The 22,457-nt window shown below is 39.4% G+C and carries 17 protein-coding genes; 7 read left to right on the forward strand and 10 right to left on the reverse strand.

Annotation, left to right across the window (positions count from 1 at the left end; genetic code table 11):
- Nucleotides 1-471 precede the first annotated feature (471 nt).
- Nucleotides 472-894: a GspH/FimT family protein gene (locus FY049_RS04835; protein WP_224964820.1), complete on the forward strand. Its 423-nt coding sequence runs from the start codon at nt 472-474 to the stop codon at nt 892-894.
- Between the two features lie 117 nt (nt 895-1,011).
- A complete protein-coding gene (locus FY049_RS04840; RefSeq protein WP_056514842.1) occupies nt 1,012-2,187 on the forward strand; it encodes a thiolase family protein in 1,176 nt (391 codons plus the stop codon).
- Nucleotides 2,188-2,287: 100 nt separating this feature from the next.
- Here FY049_RS04840 and FY049_RS04845 read toward each other — a convergent pair whose 3' ends face one another.
- Nucleotides 2,288-5,005: a DUF2339 domain-containing protein gene (locus FY049_RS04845; RefSeq protein ID WP_446083267.1), complete on the reverse strand. Its 2,718-nt coding sequence runs from the start codon at nt 5,003-5,005 to the stop codon at nt 2,288-2,290.
- A 162-nt stretch (nt 5,006-5,167) separates the two neighbouring features.
- Here FY049_RS04845 and polA point away from each other — a divergent pair, with 162 nt between their 5' ends.
- Entirely contained in the window at nt 5,168-7,930 is a 2,763-nt protein-coding gene (gene polA / locus FY049_RS04850) for a DNA polymerase I (RefSeq protein WP_446083268.1), read from the forward strand.
- Nucleotides 7,931-8,067: 137 nt separating this feature from the next.
- On the opposite strand, the gene FY049_RS04855 is transcribed toward polA, so the two are convergent.
- The 5 genes from FY049_RS04855 to ppx all read right to left on the reverse strand — a co-directional run bounded on the left by FY049_RS04855 (nt 8,068) and on the right by ppx (nt 13,254).
- Nucleotides 8,068-8,637 (reverse strand): YggT family protein, encoded by a 570-nt coding sequence (locus FY049_RS04855; protein WP_004723028.1) that lies wholly within the window; start codon nt 8,635-8,637, stop codon nt 8,068-8,070.
- Nucleotides 8,638-8,663: 26 nt separating this feature from the next.
- A complete protein-coding gene (gene proC, locus FY049_RS04860) occupies nt 8,664-9,494 on the reverse strand; it encodes a pyrroline-5-carboxylate reductase (RefSeq protein WP_004819135.1) in 831 nt (276 codons plus the stop codon).
- Entirely contained in the window at nt 9,491-10,870 is a 1,380-nt protein-coding gene (gene tilS / locus FY049_RS04865) for a tRNA lysidine(34) synthetase TilS (RefSeq protein WP_446083269.1), read from the reverse strand. The genes proC and tilS overlap by 4 nt, the downstream gene beginning before the upstream one ends.
- A complete protein-coding gene (locus FY049_RS04870; RefSeq protein WP_004819131.1) occupies nt 10,807-11,631 on the reverse strand; it encodes an acetyl-CoA carboxylase carboxyltransferase subunit alpha in 825 nt (274 codons plus the stop codon). Before FY049_RS04870 ends, tilS begins: the two co-directional genes overlap by 64 nt.
- Nucleotides 11,632-11,733: 102 nt before the next feature.
- Nucleotides 11,734-13,254, reverse strand: a complete 1,521-nt coding sequence (gene ppx, locus FY049_RS04875) for an exopolyphosphatase (protein WP_209826811.1) — start codon at nt 13,252-13,254, stop codon at nt 11,734-11,736.
- A gap of 292 nt (nt 13,255-13,546) precedes the next feature.
- Between ppx and trxA the strand changes: the two genes are divergently transcribed.
- The 3 genes from trxA to FY049_RS04890 all read left to right on the forward strand — a co-directional run bounded on the left by trxA (nt 13,547) and on the right by FY049_RS04890 (nt 16,116).
- The gene (trxA, locus tag FY049_RS04880) at nt 13,547-13,873 is read left to right on the forward strand and encodes a thioredoxin (RefSeq protein WP_004723035.1); all 327 of its coding nucleotides are present in this window, start codon (nt 13,547-13,549) and stop codon (nt 13,871-13,873) included.
- Nucleotides 13,874-14,217: 344 nt separating this feature from the next.
- Nucleotides 14,218-15,486: a transcription termination factor Rho gene (rho, locus tag FY049_RS04885; protein WP_004723038.1), complete on the forward strand. Its 1,269-nt coding sequence runs from the start codon at nt 14,218-14,220 to the stop codon at nt 15,484-15,486.
- A 381-nt stretch (nt 15,487-15,867) separates the two neighbouring features.
- Nucleotides 15,868-16,116: a hypothetical protein gene (locus FY049_RS04890; protein WP_446083270.1), complete on the forward strand. Its 249-nt coding sequence runs from the start codon at nt 15,868-15,870 to the stop codon at nt 16,114-16,116.
- A gap of 555 nt (nt 16,117-16,671) precedes the next feature.
- Here FY049_RS04890 and FY049_RS04895 read toward each other — a convergent pair.
- The 3 genes from FY049_RS04895 to pheS all read right to left on the reverse strand — a co-directional run bounded on the left by FY049_RS04895 (nt 16,672) and on the right by pheS (nt 20,457).
- Nucleotides 16,672-16,968 (reverse strand): integration host factor subunit alpha, encoded by a 297-nt coding sequence (locus FY049_RS04895; protein ID WP_004723042.1) that lies wholly within the window; start codon nt 16,966-16,968, stop codon nt 16,672-16,674.
- Nucleotides 16,965-19,346 carry a phenylalanine--tRNA ligase subunit beta gene (pheT, locus tag FY049_RS04900; RefSeq protein WP_446083271.1) on the reverse strand — a complete coding sequence of 794 codons (2,382 nt, stop codon included), beginning with the start codon at nt 19,344-19,346 and terminating at the stop codon, nt 16,965-16,967. Before pheT ends, FY049_RS04895 begins: the two co-directional genes overlap by 4 nt.
- A 130-nt stretch (nt 19,347-19,476) precedes the next feature.
- The gene (gene pheS / locus FY049_RS04905) at nt 19,477-20,457 is read right to left on the reverse strand and encodes a phenylalanine--tRNA ligase subunit alpha (protein ID WP_446083272.1); all 981 of its coding nucleotides are present in this window, start codon (nt 20,455-20,457) and stop codon (nt 19,477-19,479) included.
- 217 nt (nt 20,458-20,674) lie between these two features.
- Between pheS and FY049_RS04910 the strand changes: the two genes are divergently transcribed.
- Nucleotides 20,675-21,703, forward strand: a complete 1,029-nt coding sequence (locus FY049_RS04910) for a hypothetical protein (protein ID WP_446083273.1) — start codon at nt 20,675-20,677, stop codon at nt 21,701-21,703.
- A gap of 44 nt (nt 21,704-21,747) precedes the next feature.
- Here the strand turns inward: FY049_RS04910 and FY049_RS04915 are convergent, their stop codons facing one another.
- Entirely contained in the window at nt 21,748-22,296 is a 549-nt protein-coding gene (locus FY049_RS04915) for an NADAR family protein (RefSeq protein ID WP_056514870.1), read from the reverse strand.
- Nucleotides 22,297-22,457 lie beyond the last annotated feature (161 nt).

Genomic DNA, 22,457 nt, shown 5'->3' on the forward strand with positions numbered 1-22,457 from the left:
AGATAACAATTGTTGTTCAAGCTTAGCCTAAAATTTATTGGCTATCCTGAGATAAATTTTAATACCCCAGTATTATTTTTAAGCTACTCACGTTGAATCATACAAACACTTGAGGCTTTTTCCAAGTGCTTGATAACTTTAATCAAGTAAATTATTGACAAAATTACTTACAATTTCCGTTGTAATTCGGTAACTTTTTACTCAATTTTTTTGCGTGGATCGCTTATCTTTTTGCTACGTGCATTTTAGCAGTAAAAGAAACTGATAGTAATAAATATTTTACTACGTTAACATTTCAATTAAATTTAATAGAAAAATCATTATTTTTCAAATAAAAAACAAGACTTAACAGAAGCCTCAAAGATGTATTTTTATTGTAAAGAACGAGGACTTACCTTGTTCGAGCTTATTACCACTATTTGTATCCTTACAATTATCAGCCTAATCTGTTTGCCCCATTATCATAATTGGATGCAAAAACAAGAGATTAGAATCATTTCCGCACATATTCAACAGCATGTTTCTTATGCAAGAAGTCAAGCTTTAGTTCGACATACTACTGTGGTCATTTGTTCATCTGAAGATTTAATTCGATGTGAAAAAGACAAATGGAACAAAGGATTACTTATTTTTACAGATAAAAATAAAAACAAACAAGTCGATTCTGAAGATCACATACTCCTCAAAACTGAAAATAAAATTAAATATGGCAAACTGACTTGGGTCGGAAGTGCCAGCAGTAGAGATGTATTGACTTTACAAGGTGATACAGGTTTACCCAGAGGTTCACCTGGAAGCTTCTATTATTGTAGCCAATATGATGAGGTAAATAATAAGCGCTACAAAATCGGACGAATGGGAGCAATAAATTTAGGGCCACCACCTGAATGTTAAAAACTGTTCTCTACGGTCAGCATATATTCAATCGCTAGACTTTATTCTTATACTATTTTTTATATACTGCTTAGGTTTTGGATATATTCACAGAATAATCATTTGGAGATTAAAACAATGACTGACATCGTAATTGTGAATGGTGCGCGTACAGCTATGGGTGGTTTTCAAGGAAGCCTGACCAGTTTGACTGCGCCAGAACTAGGTGCTGCGACGATTAAAGAAGCCATTGCCCGTGCTGGCTTACAACCAAATGATGTACAAGAAGTCATTATGGGATGTGTTTTACCTGCGGGTTTAAAACAAGGCCCGGCACGCCAAGCGATGCGCAAAGCCGGCTTACCTGATTCAACCGGTGCTGTAACCATTAACAAATTATGTGGTTCAGGCATGAAAGCAGTTATGCAGGCTGCGGATGCAATCAAAGCAGGTTCGGCGGAAGTGATTGTTGCTGGCGGTATGGAATCGATGACCAACGCACCTTATCTTTTGCCAAAAGCACGTAGTGGATATCGCATGGGCCATGGTGAAGTAAAAGACCATATGTTCTTTGATGGCTTAGAAGATGCTGAAACGGGTCGTTTAATGGGTTCTTTTGCCCAAGATATGGCAAATAGCAAAGGCTATACACGTCAACAGATGGATGATTTTGCGATTCGTTCTTTACAACGTGCACAAAAAGCTATTACTGAAGGTTGGTTTAAAGATGAAATCGTTTCTGTCACAGTTTCAAGCCGTAAAGGCGATGTTGTTATAGATCAAGATGAACAACCATTTAATGCCAATATCGACAAAATTCCTAGCTTGCGCCCTGCGTTTGCCAAAGATGGAACAATCACGGCAGCCAATGCCAGTTCAATTTCAGATGGTGCATCTGCGCTGGTTTTAACCTCTGCGGATCATGCTGCAGCAAAAGGGCTTCAACCTTTAGCAAAAATTGTTGCCTATGCTTCAAACTCACAACATCCCTCTGAATTTACCATTGCCCCAGTAGGTGCAATCCAAAAAGTACTGAATAAAACCGGTTGGGATGTTCAAGATGTTGACTTATGGGAAATCAATGAAGCATTTGCTATGGTTACCATGTGCCCTATCGATGAATTTAAATTGGACGCTGAAAAAGTCAATATTCATGGTGGTGCATGTGCCCTCGGCCATCCTGTTGGTTCTACAGGTTCACGCATCATCCTGACCTTGATTCATGCGTTAAAACGTACTGGTGGTAAAAAAGGTATTGCTGCCCTTTGTATTGGTGGTGGTGAGGCGACTGCTGTAGCGATTGAAATTCTTTAAGCACCTCAATCCTTGAATTAAAAAGAGGCGTCTATTACATGGTAGACGCCTCTTTTATTTTGCTTTCACCTGAACAACTTAAATATCGCTCAATTCATAATTAAGGATTTAAATTGTTCTGCTCTGGAATCGGGGCAATATAGGCAATAATCAGCATCACAAAACCCGCACCCAAGAAAGAAATCACGCGCGTTAACGTTCCAATATGAGATAAATCAAACAGTACCAATTTTAAGGTGACAATCACCAAAATGCTCCCCCCTAAAATCCATAAAGGACGTAATAATTTACGGCTAGCAAAGCTCATCGCAATAAAGGCTAAGCTTACCCAAAGCAAGGTTAGACTCAGTTGAGCAGTGGCATCTTGCCAAAGACTCAGTTGGTTATAAGGTGTAGCAAAATACACATGTAAGGCTCTTAGAACGATATAGCTACTCAGCCATAACAAACTTAAAACACATAGTACTGCAAGTATTCCATGGTCGATTCCCGGCTTCAAAGCTTGTTTAAATTGAAGGTTCAGCATCCAGAAAAAACCAATTAACATGGCGATACTAACCAAATCAAAGGGATTTAAGATTGGTAATAAATATCCTTGAAATGCTTGCTGTGAAAATAGCTGAGAACAAATCATCCAAATCAACATCAGTAACAAACTGCTGCGCGTTTGCCAAAACATTGTCCATTCTGAGTTTTTCTGAAAGAAGCACCATCCACAAAACACTAAAGGTAAAATGACCATGCTGATATAAGGCATCGTTGCAATTAAGCTAAGACTGCTTAGACTTAAACTGATTAAAACACCTAAACTGAGCCATTCACTTTCAAACTGTAGCCCTTTTGCAGGTCTTAACCAGACTGTCGCTAGCACTAAACCTGAAACTGCGATACCCCATCGTTCAATATCACTGGTCCATAGCAACATGCCATTTTTACTAATATCCAGCAATAAAATGAGTGTAAATACATAGACGGGAATTACCCCAATCCATTTTGGAATCAACCATGTTGATCTGGCCTTTAGCCATAACATCAATTCATTCATCAACAGATAAGCAATAACTACAATCAATACACTGTATATATATCGATTCTCTCCCTCTAAGAGATCAAGCAATAATGCAAGAATCATCGTGGTTGCAGAAATCATCAGTAGGCTTAAAAACAACGTCGTTACTGAACTGATCTGTTTGCGAAAATCATCACGGCTATTTGCCAATAACACCACGGCGATATAGCTTAAACATAAGTACCAATACATCGTGGTTGGAAAATCAGGCAATTCAAACAAGTAATAAAGGCTTGAACAGCCTGCAACAATCAACAAGGCAATCGCCATATAACGACTGATCACCGATTGTCTATATAAGGCAAAGCCAAAAATACAGAGGCCTTCAACAGCCCAACCCACCACACTCCACTGACCATGCAGAAGAATCGGTGGAATTAAAGCAAGAAAGATCAATGCCAAACTAAAATAACTTTGAGAAATCAGTTGAATAGATTGATTACGTTTTGAAAGCTGATAAATCCCAGCAAACACCACAGCAAAACCAAGGCTAAAACCAGCAAGAATCAGTTCTTGGTGAAAATACATTAAATATAAAAATAAATAGCCAATTATCGGTGCACCAAAAATCAACGCAACATCTAAACTGGGTTTCAGTTTAAATTGCTCAAGATCCTGTTTGGCGATCAATTGACTAAATCGAAAACCAAGCCAAATGAATACTGCAAGATGTGCAAGAATAAGTATCGTGAGTGATTGTTTTTCTTGACTATAGCCATGATAGAACGCATAACCACCACCAATGATTACAGTCACTAAAAAACCGATCTGATTTAAATATTTCCAAGGTCTTAATGTACTCAGTACAGCAATCGCAATGTTAATCACTAAATAATAAGCCATCAGTTCTGCTACCGTTGCATTTCGCACAGGCAACGTAAATGGTGCAATATAAGCGATAAGCACTGCCATCAATGCCAATTCCACGCTTTGCTGCTTTAAGCTTAAACTCAATGTCAGCGCCATAATTACAGCAAAACACAAACTTGCCAGATAAAGACTCGGAATCACCTGATTGTAATAGGCAAAGAATAAGGTTAAAAATAATCCCGCAAGCCCCAACCCCTCTATTGCTAAAGCAAAACTACGATTTTTATTTTGTAGTACTACACCCAACGCAGTGATTGCACCACTGGACAAAGCAACAATTGAAAGTTTGACTGCTAAACTTAATTGCCAATGCTCTGTCGCAAAACGCAGCAGTAACACAATACCAATCACCAAAACCAAGATCGCAACTTTCAAAACAGGGTTGCCTTGAAAAATCCATTGGCGAATTTGCCCCATTAAGTTTAGCGACGAATCTTGTGGCGTGCCGATGCTTCGTTGTATCGATGATGGATGGTTTATATCGGCGGGTACCAGCTCTGACACTTTCAAGTGTTGAATTTGCAATTGAACTTGGCTCAAATAGCGCTCTAAACGGCGTAACCAGCGTAAAAAAAAGAAAATCCAAGCAGTTAACCCTAAACCCACCATCCAGCTCAAATGCAGTGTTAAACCCACAACGGCGATAATCGAGGAGATATATAATGGCACTTTTGATGTGCTTTGCAGTGGAACCCGTGTCTGTTGCGCGATCTGTTGCAATGGATCTTGAATCGCATCCACATACTGCATCACACTCATGACAAATGCCAAACCACAGATATAGGTCAATATCCGTGCATCTAAAAACCATGCACTGACTGCGATAATGATCAGCATCATTAACCAAATGATGCGAATTTCACTCTGCCCTTTGAGCATATTTCATCTTTCTCGATCCTGAGTAACTCGATGATACAACAGCCTTACCTGATGATTATGTGAATTCATCAGATATTCAGTAACACAAGGATGACCGTTGCATCTTCGCAAGCGCAAAAAATCACGTACAATAAAGCGGTTATTTGAATTAGGAAAATATCAATGCCACCATTTGTATTGGTCGATGGGTCATACTTTTTATTTCGTGCTTTTCATGCACTCCCACCTTTAACCACATCAACTGGATTACAGACCAATGCGATTCGTGGGGCAATTTCTGCAATTCAAAAACTGATGCGTCGTGTGCAACCAACACATATGGCGGTTATTTTTGATACGCCTGAACCGACTTTTCGCCATGTACTGTCACCAATATATAAAGGTGACCGCCCAAGCATGCCAGAAGAATTGTCACAACAAATCCCTTATCTGCATGCCTTGATTCGTGCTTTAGGTATTCCATTACATACGCTTCCAGGTGCTGAAGCGGATGACATCATTGGAACTTTGGCAAAACGCGCTGAAAAAGCCGGTCATCAAGTCTTAATTTCTACTGGTGATAAAGACATGGCTCAGTTGGTCACGGATAAAGTGACCCTCGAAGACAGTTTTAAAGACAAACCGATGGATGTCGACGGTGTAATCGAAAAATTTGGCGTCCGTCCAGATCAAATTATTGATTATTTAACCTTGATGGGTGATGCCTCTGATGGTATTCGTGGTGTACCTGGTGTTGGTGCAAAAACGGCAGCGAAGCTGTTAAATGAATATGGTACGATTGCTGGCATTTTAGAAAATGTTGACAATATCAAAGGTAAAGTTGGACAAAGTTTAAAAGACAATGTTGAAGGGATTGCACTTGATCATCAATTGGCAAGTATTGTTATCGATCTCGATTTAAGCTTGAGCTATGATGATTTAAAGCTCTGTGAACCTGATGTTGAAGCATTACGCAACTTGTATACTGAACTTGAATTCCGTAATCAATTACAATCGCTAGATCATCCCAATAATCCAAATAGCTCAGCCTATAAACAAACAACACAAAGTATTAGCAAAACTGAGCAGCCTGTTGAAAATGAAATTACAGATCAAGCAACAAGTTCGAGTGTTGATGACCGCCTTGGTGAAGCCACTTATCATACTGTTTTAAGTCAAGAAGCATGGGATAAGCTCTTCCAGCGCTTAAGCACAGAAAAACGTTTTGCAATTGACACTGAAACCACAAGCTTAGATTACCGTATCGCTGAAATGGTTGGTTTTTCAGTGGCTTTTGATGCCAATGATGCTTATTACATCCCTTTGGCACATGATTACGAAGGTGCACCTGAGCAACTCAATCGTGATGCGATTATTCAGCAAATCAAACCGATTCTTGAAGATCCAAGTGTTGAAAAAATTGGACATCATTTAAAATATGATGCACATATTTTTGAAAATCACGGTATCCATTTACAAGGCTGGTATTTTGATACCATGCTGGCCTCTTATGTCTTGAATGCAGTGACAACACGCCATGGTATGGATGATGTTGCACGTGTTTATCTGAGCCATTTGACCACGACTTTTGAACAGGTTGCTGGTAAAGGTGCAAAACAAAAGACCTTTAATCAAATCGAGATTGAAACCGCTGGACATTATGCAGCAGAAGATGCGCATGTCACCTACCGCCTTTATGAAGTTTTGGAACGTAAGCTAAAAGAAATTCCTGAACTGATCAATATCTTACATCACATTGAAATGCCAGTAGCCAGTGTTTTGGCGACCATGGAAGAAAATGGGATTAAACTTGATCTAAGCTTCTTGGATCAGCTCAGTGTGGACTTTGCCAATACCATTCAAAATCTTGAAAATCAAATTATCGAAATCGCTGGCGAATCTTTTAATGTCGGTTCACCCAAACAAGTCGGTGAAGTTTTATTTGAAAAATTAGGTTTAAAAGGTGGCAAAAAAACTGCAACGGGACAATACAGTACCTCTGAAGCGGTTTTAGAAAAAATCGATCATCCAATTACTGAACTGATCATTGAGTATCGTGGTTTAACCAAGCTTAGAAGTACTTATACTGAAGCCTTAGTCAAACAAGCCAATCCCGAGACCCATCGCGTACATACCAGTTACCATCAAGCCTTAACAGCAACAGGTCGTTTGTCTTCAACCGATCCAAATCTACAGAACATTCCGATACGTGAAGAAATTGGTCGTCAGATTCGTAAAGCCTTTATTGCACCTCAAGGGCGTGTACTTTTGGCAGCCGATTATTCACAAATTGAATTACGTTTAATGGCGCATTTCTCACAAGATGATGCTTTGGTTGACGCCTTTCAAAATGGGCAAGATGTACACCGTCGTACAGCATCTGAGGTCTTGGGTGTCGCGCTGGAAAATGTGACCTCTGATCAACGCCGCCAAGCCAAAGCTGTTAACTTTGGTTTATTGTACGGTATGTCTGAGTTTGGTTTGATTCGTCAACTGGGCTTTACTCGTGAAGAATCGCAAAACTATATTAAGCAATACTTCCACCGTTATCCGGGTATTTATGAGTATATGCAACGTACCCGCCAAGTCGCACTGGAACAAGGTTTTGTAGAAACCATCACAGGTCGTCGCTTATATACACCAGATATTGATGCTCGAAATATGATGGTGCGTAAAGGTGCGGAACGTGCTGCGATTAATGCCCCACTCCAAGGCTCTGCGGCTGAAATCATTAAAATGGCGATGATTGAAGTCAATAAAATCTTACCTCAAGACCAGGCCAAACTTTTACTTCAAGTACACGATGAATTGGTGTTTGAAGTTGATGAGGCTATTGCAGATCAATTGGCTGCACAGATTAAAGATGTAATGCAAAAAGTCGTTACCTTATCGGTACCTTTAGTTGTTGAAGTCGGTCAAGGCAAGAATTGGGGTGAAGCACATTAAGCCTTTAAAAGACTCCCTAACTTTCTAGAAGAGGGTTAGGGAGCGATCATCTTTTGTTGAAAGCACACTCAATTTTATATTTTAACATTCACAAAAAAAGGACTCGATTGAGTCCTTTTGCTATTTAAACTGGTAAATTAAAGCCCTGTTAACAATGCAATCGCAGCATAATCCATAACTTTTTCAGCAATGATCAATGCCAAAATCGCTAAAATTGGAGAAAGATCAATCATTCCCATATTTGGCATGATACGGCGGAACGGTGCCAACAACGGTTCAGCAAGCTCTTGAATCACTTCAATATAAGGTGATCTCGACTGAGTAAACATCACCACCCAACTGAGGATAATGGTCGCAAAAATTAAATAGCGACAAAAACGAATCAGGTCTTGGATCATGGTAACAAAAGTTAGAATGATCAAATGTACAGGACTATTGGGTATTGCACCTTGCAAGTACATCATTCCAAAAATTTTAAGCAGATATAACACCACTAGCAAAACTAATGCAGCTGTATTTACTCGCCCTTTGGCCAAAGGCGGAAAAATTCGCCCAAACATATCCACAATTTTTGTCGCTTTAACTGTCGACATCACCACTGGATTGTATGGACTCACCATGGCCAATTGCATTAAAAAACGAAAGAATACGAGCAAAATCGCTACGTTAATAATAATGCCAAAAATTTGCGCAGAATTTGCACCCATACTGGAACGTTCCTAAAAATCAATAATTATTTAATGCTGTCACTTAATTCTTGAGCCAGTTCCTGACTACGCTTCTGCGCAGCAGCTAAAGCTGTCTGAATATTTTGAGAAATTTGAGCACGATCAAATACTTCTAAAGCAGCTTGTGTAGTGCCGTTTGGAGAAGTTACATTTTTACGCAATTCCGATGGCGCATTTGAGCTGGTAATTGCCATTTGTGCTGCACCAAGTGCTGTCTGTAAAGTTAAAGCAGTCGCAACCTTCTCATCTAAACCCATATTTTTTCCAGCACGAATCATGCTTTCCATCATATAGAAGAAATATGCAGGACCAGAACCAGAAACAGCAGTCACAGCATCAATCTGTGCTTCAGAACTCACCCAAAGCGTTAAACCTGTCGCAGCAAGTACTTGTGTTGCCAATTCACGGTCTTTAGCACTGACCTCTGGTTTCGCAAACATACCATGTGCACCAGTTTGAACCAAAGCAGGGGTATTCGGCATAACACGAACAACACGCTCACTGCCGGTTAAGTCTGAAATCGTTTTAATTTCAGCACCAGCAACGATTGAGATCAATAATTTATCTTCGAGTAAACCTTTTAAAGGTTTAAGCACCCCACCCAAAACTTGAGGTTTTACAGCAAAAACAACAATATCGGCATTTTTAATTGCTGCGATATTATCATCAGTCACATGAACATCTTTTTCTTGTAGCAATTGTCGAATATTTTCAAAGGGGTCAGAAACTGTAATACGTGTTGCAGGTAATCCACGACTCAACAAGCCACCGATTAGGGCTTGTGCCATATTCCCACCACCAATGAAAGTAATATTACAATTTAACGCTGCACTCATGAATCACGCTCGACCTTAGTTTTTAACTCAGAGATTAAATTTGGTTGCCATCCACCCACTTCACAATATTCAGATTGCGCCAACCAAAAACCATTTGGTGTAAACACCCCAAGCATAACATTATCTACACTTAATATTTGAATTGTATGACGCATCCACGGAAAAATATGTGCTTCTTGAATGGCTTTTTTCAAAGGCCAAGCACCGACTCTGCCATAAAGATGAATTTTTTCACCACCCAAACGCGGCTTTAATGTTAGCTTATGATTGATTAATGCAAAAGCCAGGCCCATTTTAGAGCTTTCGATCTGAAACACACCAGATGTGAATTGTAGTTGTTGATGAAGCTGAAATTGAACTTCCTGTTCTTGAGGCAATTGTTTAGATTTTGATGCTAAATATTGGTTTTGTTCAATTCGATACAACTGATTTTGATAACGTAAATAATAGAAATGATTCCAATGTAAAGCGGCTTGCGCATCTGTCTTAGACTCAACTACTTCATCTTGTAGCCTTTGCACCATGTCCAAGGCTGGGCGATATGCCCCCTCACCTTTCATCCACATAGAGAGAAGTTGCCGCTGTCTAGCAGGGGAAAGTGATGCCAATTTGGCTAAATCCAATTGTGTAGGATGACCACAGAACTTTAAATCCTGTTGTACCACCTCATTGAGAATTTCATCAGCATCTTGCATTAAATAGCTGGTACGTGCCAATGCTTGCTGCATTTTAGGATAACGGCTTTGCAAAATATGCCAAAGTTCATGTCTACACCATGCACGGTCATAATGTATATCTAAATTGGAAGGGTCATCCACATAATCGATTTTCAGTTGCTCAACCCATTGGCAAATCTGCTCACGGGAAGTATCAAGTAAAGGCCGCCAAATCAGCAATTGATCGCGCTGATCGATGGATTGCATTGCAGATAGACCTGTAACCCCCGCACCTGATAGCAAACGCAGCATTAACGTTTCAGCCTGATCTTGCTGATGATGTGCAAGAACCAATACCTCATTTTCATCGATATGCTGTAAATAGGCTTGATAACGCGCTTGACGTGCTTGACTCTCAAGATTGCCTTGAGCGACTTGAACCGGCTGAAGAATATAAGGAATATTGAGCGCTGTGCATTGTTGAGCTACAAAATCAGCCCACGCATCACTGACTTTTTGCAGTTGATGATTGACATAAATTGCACGAATTTGCTTGGGGAAAAGTTGTGCCATCAGATGTAGCAACAGCATGGAATCCATACCACCACTACATCCGATTAAGAAACGGGTATTTTCAGGAAATTGAGAATACTGTTTTAAGAAGCAAGACCTAAATTGTCGCTGCCAAACTTCATTAAACGTTGATAACGTGCTTCGCATCGTTCTTCCGCAGTCATTGGCTGTAATTCATCAAGCGCTTGTTTTAACACATCCTTGAGTTTTTCCATAACCTCAAAAGGATGTAAATGAGCACCCTCGCCTTCATCAACCACATATTCAACAATACCAATTTCTTTGAGCTTGTCAGCAGTTAATGCAAGTGCTTCACTGGCTTGTTCTGCTTTATCTGCAGTTTTCCATAGAATAGAAGCACAACCTTCAGGTGAAATCACAGAGTAAATACTGTGTGACAGCATAATAACGCGATCTGCAACACCGATGCCCAACGCACCACCAGAACCACCTTCACCTAAAACAGTTGCAATGACTGGCACTTTAAGGCTTGAAAGTTGTGCTAAGCTGGTTGCAATTGCTTCTGCTTGACCGCGCTCTTCAGCACCAATACCCGGGTATGCTCCCATGGTGTCAACAAAGGTAAATACAGGAAGATTAAAGCGTTCCGCCATATCCAGTAAGCGTTGAGACTTTCTGTATCCTTCAGGATTACACATCCCAAAGTTATGCTGTAATTTTTCACGCGTACTACGACCACGGTGTTGGCCCACAACCATTACTGGCTGACCGTTAAAACGGGCCAATCCACCCACCATCGCACCATCATCACCGTATAGACGATCACCATGCAAGGTATCAAATTCAGTAAAGATTTCGCCTACGTAATCCAAAAATTGCGGACGCTCAGGGTGACGTGCAATTTGAACCGTTTTCCAAGCTTGAGATTGAGCAGCTTTATTTTTCATAAGTCGAGTATTATCCCTAATTCACCGATGGATTACGCATCGGAAGTTTAGGTTTAAGTGATATGAAATGATTGATCATTCCATCATCACCAAACCTTTAAGTTAATCGATAAACTGTTCCGACTGAATATTCAATTCAATGTCCCAATGCTTAAATTGCACTTGCTCATCATGCAAATCTGCAACCAGCAATGGCCATTGTTTGGCATCACCAGAAACGCTGAGTTGCCATTGTTGCTCATTCTCTATCGTCAATTCAATGGCAGGAAGCATCTCATCGCTACGACTATGATTTAGTAAAACTGCAAGACGAAGCAACAAGCACAAGTACACAAGCTTGTTACCGCCCACTTTTAACACGTCTAATTTGGCATCTACTCGTAATTTACGACGGTGATGAGCGACCAAATGTGACAAATGGTTTTGATCAATTTGTGAAAAACCGGGGATGTCTGAATGTTGTAATAAGTAAGCACTGTGCTTTTGATAACCACTATGACTAATGGCTAAACCCATCTCGTGCAAGTAAGCAGCTCGACGCAACAGATCACTATCATCACTGTTTAAGTTAAGTGTGCTGGCCACAGCATTAAACAAATGTTGTGCTGTTTCAACCACACGCTCAGCTTGTTTTGCATCTGCACCATAGCGTCCCATCATCGCCTGTACACTACGATCGCGAATATCTTCGTGTTGGAAACGGCCGAGTAAGTCATACATTACACCTTCACGTAATGCCCCATCTGAATATACCAATTTATCAATATTCAAGACTTCAAACACAGCATAAAGGATCGCTAGACCCGCAGGTAATACTGCTCTGCGATCTTCTTTTAAACCATCAAATTCCATATCTGAAATATTTTTAAATTTCAGCAATTTGTCTTTTAATTTTTCTAAACCTTCACGAGTCAGATTCTCTTGCTCATCACTCCAGCCCATATTGACTGCAATTTGGCGACATGCTTTGATGGTTCCACTAGAACCGACCACAGTATCCCAGCCTGCAGCTTTATAGGTATTTGCAATCGAAGATAATTCTTTTCGTGCCGCAACCACAGCTTTATCAAAAGCTTTGTTGTTAATATCACCATCGGCAAAGTAGGCTTTAGTAAAGGCCACACAGCCCATTTGTAAAGATTCGGTATGAATCGGCTCGAACTCTTCACCAATAATCAGTTCAGTAGATCCACCACCAATATCAATCACCAGACGACGACCACTATTGGCCATGGTATGGGAAACACCCAAGTAAATGAGTCGGGCTTCTTCTCGTCCCGCAATAATTTCAATGGGTTTTGGCAAGATCTCCGCTGCTTTTTGAATAAATTCATGCCCATTTTTCGCTTGACGCAGCGCATTTGTCGCTACAATTCTGAGTCGAGTCGGCTGTACTGAACTTAAACGCCCAACAAAACGCGCTAAGCAAGCCAAGCCTCGTTGCTGTGCAGCTTCAGTTAAGTTTTTATTTTCATCTAATCCAGCTGCAAGCTGAACCTTTTCTGACATAGAAGCAACTTTCTTAACTTCACCATGATCCACACGAGCAATTGCCAAATGGAAACTATTTGACCCCATATCAATCGCAGCAAGTAATTCTTCATCAATCAAAAAATCAGACATTATTTATACAAACTCATACTGAATTGCTGCTTAGATTAATTCACATACACGCTTTTTAAAAGCCATTTATTTAGACAATTTGATGAGTCATTACTTTTTCAGCATATATGACAATTATGTGACAGTTTCACTGGTTTTTCTAAAGATCCGATTGTAAATATCGTGAGCATCAATTGGACAAACTCACAAATTAGAATGAAAATTTAAGCATCCCCCTACATTGTTAAAGATGACTATGTAATACTTATATCCATAGATAGATTCATCTTTAAAATATTTTGGAGCAAAATCCATGTCTGGCAATATCGTAAATACCACTGATGACAACTTTGATGCAGATGTACTTCAATCTGATATCCCTGTAATCGTAGATTTCTGGGCAGGCTGGTGTGCACCGTGTAAAGCGATTGCACCAGTCCTTGAAGTACTTTCAACTGAATTTGAAGGTAAAGTTAAAATCGTTAAAGTTGATGTAACTGCGTGTGAAGCAACTGCGGTCAACTACAACATTCGTAACATTCCAGCATTATTGATGTTTAAAAATGGTGAAGTTGTTGCTCAACAAATTGGTGCAGTGCCAAAATCTAAATTAACTGCATTCATTGAAGAAAATATTTAATTTGCTGAATTTATACATTATTTGTATAAATCTAGGAAAATGAGAAATACGCTTGATTTTCGAGCGTATTTTTTTTCGACTATAATTTGACAAACTTGTTGATCTAACTTATATTCCATGCTCAAGGAACATTAGGATTCTCTTCCTGTTTCTTAAAGGACAACACATAAGATCGCCGTTCGGCAACAGAAATTGTTTTACATATTTCTCCTCGAAAGAACTACATAGATTCTGAGTTTGTTTTTGTGTCTATACAATTTCAACTCACCTATTACACTGCTGGCGACTTTTGCTTCTTTTCTCTTTATCTGTGTTCCACACATCCTTATTCAATCTGACCATTTATGAATTTAACTGAACTCAAGAAAAAACCGATCGGCGAACTCATTAAAATTGCTGAGTTTATGGGCCTTGAAGGAATGGCTCGTAACCGTAAGCAAGACATCATTTTTGCCATCCTCAAACGCCATGCAATGAATGGCGAAGAAATTTTTGGTGATGGTGTTCTTGAAATTTTGTCTGATGGTTTCGGCTTTTTACGCTCCGCTGCAGGTTCTTATCTTGCAGGTCCGGATGATATCTATGTTAGTCCTTCACAAATTCGTCGTTTTAATCTACGAACTGGTGATACGATTACAGGTACGATTCGCCCACCTAAAGAAGGTGAACGTTACTTTGCATTATTAAAAGTTAATCAAATTAACTATGACACCCCTGAAAACTCACGCAATAAAATTTTATTTGAAAACCTCACACCACTTTTCCCAACTGAGCAATTGGTTATGGAACTGGGTAATGGTTCTTCTGAAGATTTGACAGCGCGTGTCGTGGACTTGGTTGCACCCATCGGTAAAGGCCAACGTTCAATTATCGTAGCACCGCCAAAAGCGGGTAAAACGATGTTATTACAGAACATTGCCCAATCTATTGTGCGTAACAATCCGGAATGTTTCCTGATTGTCCTTCTGATCGACGAACGTCCTGAAGAAGTGACCGAAATGGAACGTACTGTGCGTGGTGAAGTTGTTGCATCAACATTTGATGAATCTCCAGCTCGCCATGTCCAAGTTGCTGAAATGGTGATTGAAAAAGCCAAACGTCTGGTAGAGCACAAAAAAGATGTTGTGATCTTACTTGACTCAATCACGCGTTTAGCACGTGCTTATAACACTGTTGTTCCTTCATCTGGCAAAGTACTTACCGGTGGTGTTGATGCACATGCCTTAGAACGCCCTAAACGTTTCTTTGGTGCTGCACGTAATATCGAAGAAGGTGGTTCTCTCACCATTATTTCGACTGCATTGATTGAAACAGGCAGTAAAATGGATGAAGTGATCTACGAAGAATTCAAAGGTACAGGTAACCAAGAAATCATCCTTGATCGCCGTATTGCTGAAAAACGCGTCTTCCCAGCAATGAATATCAAAAAGTCAGGTACGCGTCGTGAAGAGCGTCTCATGAGCGAAGAAAACCTACGTAAAGTATGGATTCTTCGTAAACTTCTTCATCCTATGGATGAATTAGTGGCGATGGAATTCTTGTTGGATCGCATGAAAGAAACCAAAACCAATGATGATTTCTTTGATCAAATGAAGCGCAAAGCTGCTAACTAATTCAATAAATACTTAAAAAGGCTACTCTTAAGAGTAGCCTTTTTATTTGGTTGACATTATTTACATAAATATACAATCATCGAGTTTCAACGTTACACGATATTGCAAATATTTGAATATAAAAATTATTCATTAAGATTTTTTATATTTATTAATAACTTATTTATCAATAAACCAATCTAAAAACGCAACTTGATTGTAAAATACTGTTAAAAAAACATCATTTTTTCATCAATTTGGTCAGTTTTTTTAAGATAAACAGTAGCAATTCAAAATGCGCAGTGATAGCATATTCGCATACCAGTTAGACTGCTCATGCAAAAAGCAAAAAACAGGCTAACTTGGGTTTTTTGTCTCAATTAAATTTATGAGAGTGATGCCATGTTATTCAAAAAAATCGCTATTGCTGCTGCAGTTGCTACTACTTTAGCTTTCGTTGGTTGTGCTAAAAAAACTGAAGAAGCTGCTGCTGATGCAAACACTGCTGCTTCTCAAGCTGTAGAAGCTACTGCTGCTGTTGACGCTGCTGCTGCATCTGCTACTGATGCTGCTGCTGACGCTACTGCTGCTGCATCTGATGCTACTGCTGCTGCTGCAGACGCTTCTGCTGCTGCTTCAGCTGCTCAATAATAATCGCTTAGATTATTATCAAGAAAAGAGAACCTTTTAGGTTCTCTTTTTTTTGCTTTGTTTTTTACTTTAAAGTTTAAATCATCATAAACAAGCTGCATTATCTTTCGCTACAGAACACTTAGATCCAATAAGCACAAAACCACACCACTCTATTTTACTTTGGTTATTGCCCTTTAAAATTGCAAGCGTATTTAGATCATCTTAACCAACACTAGAATAGGTTTACTTATTTGCATTTTTATAAAGGTGCTTAGAATTTTCTTAAAATAAATTTATCCCGCATAAGGGTCTCACTTTCACCCAACAATTGCACCATCTCCCCCTACTCTGTTTTTAACCAAACATCACCCACCTAAACCCATTTGATCTTTGGGTATAGAGATAAAAAGCGATATTCCAGTCTTATCACTGTGATTACAGCAAACTGGTTAATCGGAATTCAAATGATGTTTATTTCTGGCAATAAAAAACCCCAAGCAGATTACTCAGGGTTTTTATCTTACAAAACTTTTAGATTACAGAGCTTTCATCTTACGACACACAAATTCCCGATTAATCTTCTTGTTCTGTACCCACACGTTGTCTAAATTTTTGACCTGCACGGAATGTTACAACTCGACGTGCTGAGATTGGAATCTCTTCTCCAGTTTTAGGATTTCGACCTGGACGTTGACGTTTGTCACGTAGTTCAAAATTTCCGAAACCTGAAAGTTTGACTTGTTCGCCTGCAATTAATGCTTGGCTAATCTCGTCAAAGAACAACTCGACCATTTGTTTTGCTTCACGACGGTTTAAACTCGTAAGCTCACTTAAATGATCAGCCATTTCTGCTTTTGTTAATGCTGTCATGAGGCCCTCAATGTCGCTTGATAAGTGTCTTCTAACACTTGAATAATATGATCCATACCGGATTTAATCTCAGCATCTTCGAGTGTACGTGATGGATGTTGCCATAACAATGCAAATGCTAAAGAGCGCTTACCTTGTTCAACACCTTGCCCTGTATACACATCAAATAACCAAGTAGAGTCTAAAAGCTCTCCACCCGTTTTTTCGATAAGTTGCTGAATTTCACTAACATTAATCTTATCACTAATTACAAGCGCAATATCACGTCTAACCGATGGAAATCGTGATAATTCTGTAAAATTAGATACATAAGTTTGCAAAACAGCCGATTGGTCGAGCTCTGCGATCCAAGTTGTGCTCAAATCCAGTGCATTTTCCAAAGATGGATGTAGACGACCTAAATAACCTACTGATTTCCCATCCACGAGAATTTCCGCAGACTGACCTGGATGTAACCATTCACGATCAGAACGAACATATTCAACGTGAACACGTCCAGCTGCTAAAATCTCTTCGACCTCACCCTTGAGATCAAAGAAATCCATAACTTGAGCTTTTCCATGCCAAGATTCAATTTGTTTTGATCCTACAGCAATCATAGCCAAAGTTGGAATCTGTTTCAAATCTTCTATACTTTTCGCGTTTTGATAATCAAAACGTAACCCTAGCTCAAAGAAACGCACACGACTTTGTTGACGATTGATATTGTACTGAACACACGGAATTAAGCTTGAAAGCAGGGTTGAACGCATGACTGCCAAATCACTTGAAATCGGATTAGCAAGCGCCAATGGGTTTACTTGTGAATTCAATTGTTTTTCAAGTTTTAAATCTGCAAAACTAAAACTAATCGCCTCTTGATACCCCAGTGTTACTAAAGTTTGACGTAACTGAGTCAGTTCAAATTGATCCTGATGTTTAGCAAGTTTTACATCAATCACTGGCAGACTAATTTGAATATTGTCATAACCATGTATACGCGCAACTTCTTCAATCAAATCTTGATAAATTGCCATATCGTAACGATGTGATGGTGGTACAACAGTCCATTCACCTTCAGCTTTTACAGTCACATCACAACCTAAACGTTGCAGTGCATCTGTAATAAATGCAGTAGGAACTTGATAACCCAGCAATTGATCCACTTGCGCTTGATTCAATTCAATTGCTTCACGCTTAGGCAATAATTCAGTTTTTTCAGATACGGTAATTGGACCGAAATCACCACCTGCAAGGGTTTGAATCAATTGTGAAGCGCGTTGCATTGCGATCATAGGCAATTCAAAGTCCACACCACGTTCATAGCGTTGTGACGCATCTGTATGCAAACCATAACGGCGTGCGCGGCCTGCGATATGTAATGGTGCAAAGAATGCAGATTCAAGGAAAATTTCAGTGGTCTCATCTGTTACAGATGAGGATAAGCCCCCCATGATACCTGCGATCGCCAATGCTTTTACATCATCTGCAATCACCATAACATCTTCGGTCAATTCAATTTCTTGTTCATTTAACAAAACAAGCTTTTCATTTGCACTTGCCTGACGCACATGCACTGAACCTTGAACCTGACCACCATCAAACGCATGCAACGGTTGACCAATCTCCATAAGCACATAGTTGGTAATATCAACAAGAATACTGTGTTGACGAATACCTGAACGTGCTAGAGCTTGCTCCATCCACGCTGGCGTAGGTGCTTTGGTATTTACATTTTTAATCACACGGCCTAAGTAACGAGGGCAACCATCCGTTGTCACAACGACTTGCTTCTGATCAACAATCGTAGCAGCAACGTCTTGAATCTCAGGTGCTGTTACAGGCAATTGGTTTATTACCCCAATTTCACGTGCCACCCCTCGAATACTAAAACAGTCACCGCGGTTTGGCGTGATGCTGATATCAATCACATGATCATCAAGATTTAAATATTCTCGAATATTTGTGCCTACAGGAGCATCTGCAGGAAGTTCTAACAGACCATCAATTTTATCTTCAAGGTCAATTTCTGAAGCACCACACAGCATTCCTTGTGATTCAACACCACGAAGTTTGCCTTTTTTAATTTTAAAATCACCCGGGAGCACTGCACCAATGGTTGCAACTGGTGCTTTCATCCCAACACGTACATTTGGCGCACCACATACGATTTGCAAAGGTTCACCCGAACCAATATTCACTGTGGTGACACGTAAACGATCTGCATCAGGATGCTGTACAACAGTTAAAACTTCACCAATCACCACACCTGTAAATGGTTTAGCTGCAGGAACCAGTTCATCAACCTCAAGTCCCAACATGGTCAGTTGATCAGACAAGGTATCGCTATCAATTGCAGGGTTGACCCATGTGCGAAGCCAATTTTCGCTAATTTTCATTTCTAAAACCTATATTCAATATCAATGAATTCCTCTCTGACTCCCTTTAAAAAGGAGGCAGAACCCTTCGTCTCATTATCTTGGACATCCCCTCTCCTTTTAGGAGAGGTCAGGGAGAGGTATAAATTTGTTAAGCAAATTGGCGTAAAAAACGCACATCGTTTTGGTAGAACATACGCAAATCATTGATGCCATAACGCAACATTGCGAAACGCTCTACACCAAGACCAAATGCAAAGCCTTTATATTTTTCAGGATCAATACCCGCAGCTTGTAGAACATTTGGATGCACCATACCGCAACCCAAAACTTCTAACCAACGACCACGCTCATCCATAATATCCACCTCAGCACTTGGCTCAGTGAATGGGAAATAAGATGGACGGAAGCGTACTTTCAAATCTTTCTCAAAAAATTCATTTAGCAAATTAATCAACAAACCTTTTAATTGTGCAAAGCTGGTATTTTCAGCAACGTATAAACCTTCGATTTGATGGAACATTGGAGAATGGGTTTGATCTGAGTCACAGCGATAAACACGCCCCGGACAAACGATACGAATCGGTGGTTGCGAGTTTTCCATTGTGCGTACTTGTACACCTGAGGTATGGGTGCGTAGCAAATGGTTTGCATCAAAGTAAAAAGTATCATGCATCGCACGTGCAGGATGATGTCCTGGAATATTCAATGCTTCAAAGTTGTGATAATCATCTTCAACTTCTGGCCCTGTCGCAACAGTAAAACCCGCTTTGGTAAAGAATTGACAAATACGTTCTTGAACCTGAGTAACAGGATGAATACTTCCTACAGCTTGCCCACGTCCAGGCAAAGTAATATCGATTGTTTCACTTGCTAGCTTTAATTCTAATTCAGCTTTCTGTAATTCAGTTTGGCGTTCAGTCAACGCTGCACTGATCGCTTCACGTACTGCATGAATTGCAGCACCCTGAACTTTACGCTCTTCAGGGTCCATTTTGCCAAGTGCCTTAGATTGTTCCGCAAGCTGGCTTTTTTTCCCTGTAAATTGCACTCGTACTTGGTCGAGTGTAGTCAGGTCTTGAGCTGCTGCAATCGCAGCGAGCGCTTCAGTGGTCAGGGCTTCCAGTGACATAGTAACTCTCAAAGCAATATTTTAGAAAAATAATATAACTCTATATTCTAACAGTTTTTATGCAGTTGAATGAAGTTTCCGCTTTACAAAAAATACGATTAGTCACAACTTATTCTAAATAATTTGTATATTTCCCTGTTTGATTCCTGTTGAAATGCTAGAACTTTGATTTATAAAAAGTATAAAATGGATTTAATGTCGCTGAGATCTATAAAAAATGGCACTCGATCAAATCTGGAAACGTCAACTTACACTCGTCACTTATGGCAATGAGTATCTCACTCAAGGGATCAGTTTTTCTCGTTGGGTCAATCATGCCATTTTTAATCAGCATGCTTTTGGCTTCCGTGATTTAACCAACCAGCACCTATTGGCACAGCATTTTCAGATTTGGCTTGAAGGGCTAAAAAAACAAGGCGTGTATCGACTCAGCCTACATAGCGCTAGCATTTTAAATGATGAACAAAATCCAAATGCAAATGTTGAACTGTTAGCCATCCCCCACTTTATTGTTAGCCATGATCAACAAAAGAAAACCGCATGGATTTTTGGTAAAGAATTGGCGGAATGGTATAGCGCAGAAAATGATTATGAAGCGCCTGAGCAGCAACGTCCCGATTTGCGTACCGAGATTTTTTGGCGCTATGATCTCAATGCAAAATTAATTAAACGGATTGAACAAGATTTAGTTCAACCGAATTGGGATGATATTCAAATTTATACAGACAATGAATTGTTTGATACCCAATATGCCAAAGGTTTTCCAGAACCAGCAAATAAAGATTTACCTTATTATGGATTAGAAGAAACTGTATACACGACCGAGGATTCAAGTCTTAAACTTGCGTTGTTACCCACTGACTATCAAGCTAATTACGCACATGAAACCTTCTGTCGTATAGATGCATTAGAGGGTTTTATTTCTGCAAAATTAAAGCATCCCTATGATGAAAATGAGCAAATCATGAGCCCTGAAGAACAAACGAATTTGCGCCATTTCCTGCAAAAAGTTGAAGATTTAAAATCAAAATTTATTGTTAAAGTTGCAAATCATTATAAATCTGCACGCTTAACGCCAAAACAAATTGCCTCGCCCTTTGACACGCATGAAAATATCAAAACTGAGCAGCGTCAAGCGTTTAACAGCAAGACAAATCCTGAGCATAAACCAGGTAAAACAGGTGTCTTTGCATTAATTATTGTGACCATTTTAATCTGCCTTGCGGCTTATTATTTTGGACTATAATGTCTTATCTATTTGATAAAATGAATATTAAAAAGAAAGCAACTTTAAAGTTGCTTTCTCACTTCCATTAAGGCAAAACCCAAAAGATTTAAACCTTGCCATGCGTTTGGATTTGTCGCATTAACATGATCTGCTGCAAGTCCAATCCCCCAGATTTGATCTACAGGCGAGGCTTCAACGATGATCTGATCTGAGGTACTCAGTAGAAACGCTTTAAGATCATTGTCTTGAGAAAACTTAGCCAAATTACCTTGAACCACAATTTCATAACGATGAGCAATCCAAATCTCATCTTGATAATTTTTGACCAAACGACCTAATGCTTTTATTTTCTTAGGATCGTCTGTTTGTAAAATTTTCTGAAAAATATCCTCGTCATTAAATAGTTTGGCTTTCTGCGCCATCATATACTGTTCTGTACTTTGATAATTGACACCATCAATTTCAAATTTTGCAGGAAACCATTGACTCAAACAGCTCTTGTCTATTTTTCCAGAAGTCTTTTGACTATGCCCCCAAAAACACAAATAACTATACTTTTGCCCGTTCTTTACCTGTTCTTGTAAAGTTGTTAAAAATTGAGAATCACTCATTTTATTGTCCTATGATTAATATCCCACTGATACAATACTTCTGTTATGCCATCACCATCATTAGCATGAACCTCTTATTCAATCACGATTCTACTTAATTTTTCATAAAAATATTCGACACGTATTGTTATATTTTTTCAAAATTTATCCTAACTTATAAA

The organism is Acinetobacter sp. 1125_18A (assembly GCF_052824985.1).

Excerpts from the sequence above, each read along its gene's own strand:
- FY049_RS04895 (WP_004723042.1), bottom strand. The coding sequence starts at position 16,968 with ATGACAGCATTAACAAAAGCAGAAATGGCTGATCATTTAAGTGAGCTT.
- pheS (WP_446083272.1), bottom strand. The coding sequence starts at position 20,457 with ATGTCACTGGAAGCCCTGACCACTGAAGCGCTCGCTGCGATTGCAGCA.
- FY049_RS04835 (WP_224964820.1), top strand. The coding sequence starts at position 472 with ATGCAAAAACAAGAGATTAGAATCATTTCCGCACATATTCAACAGCAT.
- tilS (WP_446083269.1), bottom strand. The coding sequence starts at position 10,870 with ATGCGAAGCACGTTATCAACGTTTAATGAAGTTTGGCAGCGACAATTT.
- proC (WP_004819135.1), bottom strand. The coding sequence starts at position 9,494 with ATGAGTGCAGCGTTAAATTGTAATATTACTTTCATTGGTGGTGGGAAT.
- FY049_RS04870 (WP_004819131.1), bottom strand. The coding sequence starts at position 11,631 with ATGAAAAATAAAGCTGCTCAATCTCAAGCTTGGAAAACGGTTCAAATT.
- FY049_RS04855 (WP_004723028.1), bottom strand. The coding sequence starts at position 8,637 with ATGGGTGCAAATTCTGCGCAAATTTTTGGCATTATTATTAACGTAGCG.
- rho (WP_004723038.1), top strand. The coding sequence starts at position 14,218 with ATGAATTTAACTGAACTCAAGAAAAAACCGATCGGCGAACTCATTAAA.
- FY049_RS04840 (WP_056514842.1), top strand. The coding sequence starts at position 1,012 with ATGACTGACATCGTAATTGTGAATGGTGCGCGTACAGCTATGGGTGGT.
- FY049_RS04910 (WP_446083273.1), top strand. The coding sequence starts at position 20,675 with ATGGCACTCGATCAAATCTGGAAACGTCAACTTACACTCGTCACTTAT.
- FY049_RS04845 (WP_446083267.1), bottom strand. The coding sequence starts at position 5,005 with ATGCTCAAAGGGCAGAGTGAAATTCGCATCATTTGGTTAATGATGCTG.
- polA (WP_446083268.1), top strand. The coding sequence starts at position 5,168 with ATGCCACCATTTGTATTGGTCGATGGGTCATACTTTTTATTTCGTGCT.
- trxA (WP_004723035.1), top strand. The coding sequence starts at position 13,547 with ATGTCTGGCAATATCGTAAATACCACTGATGACAACTTTGATGCAGAT.
- ppx (WP_209826811.1), bottom strand. The coding sequence starts at position 13,254 with ATGTCTGATTTTTTGATTGATGAAGAATTACTTGCTGCGATTGATATG.
- pheT (WP_446083271.1), bottom strand. The coding sequence starts at position 19,346 with ATGAAAATTAGCGAAAATTGGCTTCGCACATGGGTCAACCCTGCAATT.
- FY049_RS04890 (WP_446083270.1), top strand. The coding sequence starts at position 15,868 with ATGTTATTCAAAAAAATCGCTATTGCTGCTGCAGTTGCTACTACTTTA.
- FY049_RS04915 (WP_056514870.1), bottom strand. The coding sequence starts at position 22,296 with ATGAGTGATTCTCAATTTTTAACAACTTTACAAGAACAGGTAAAGAAC.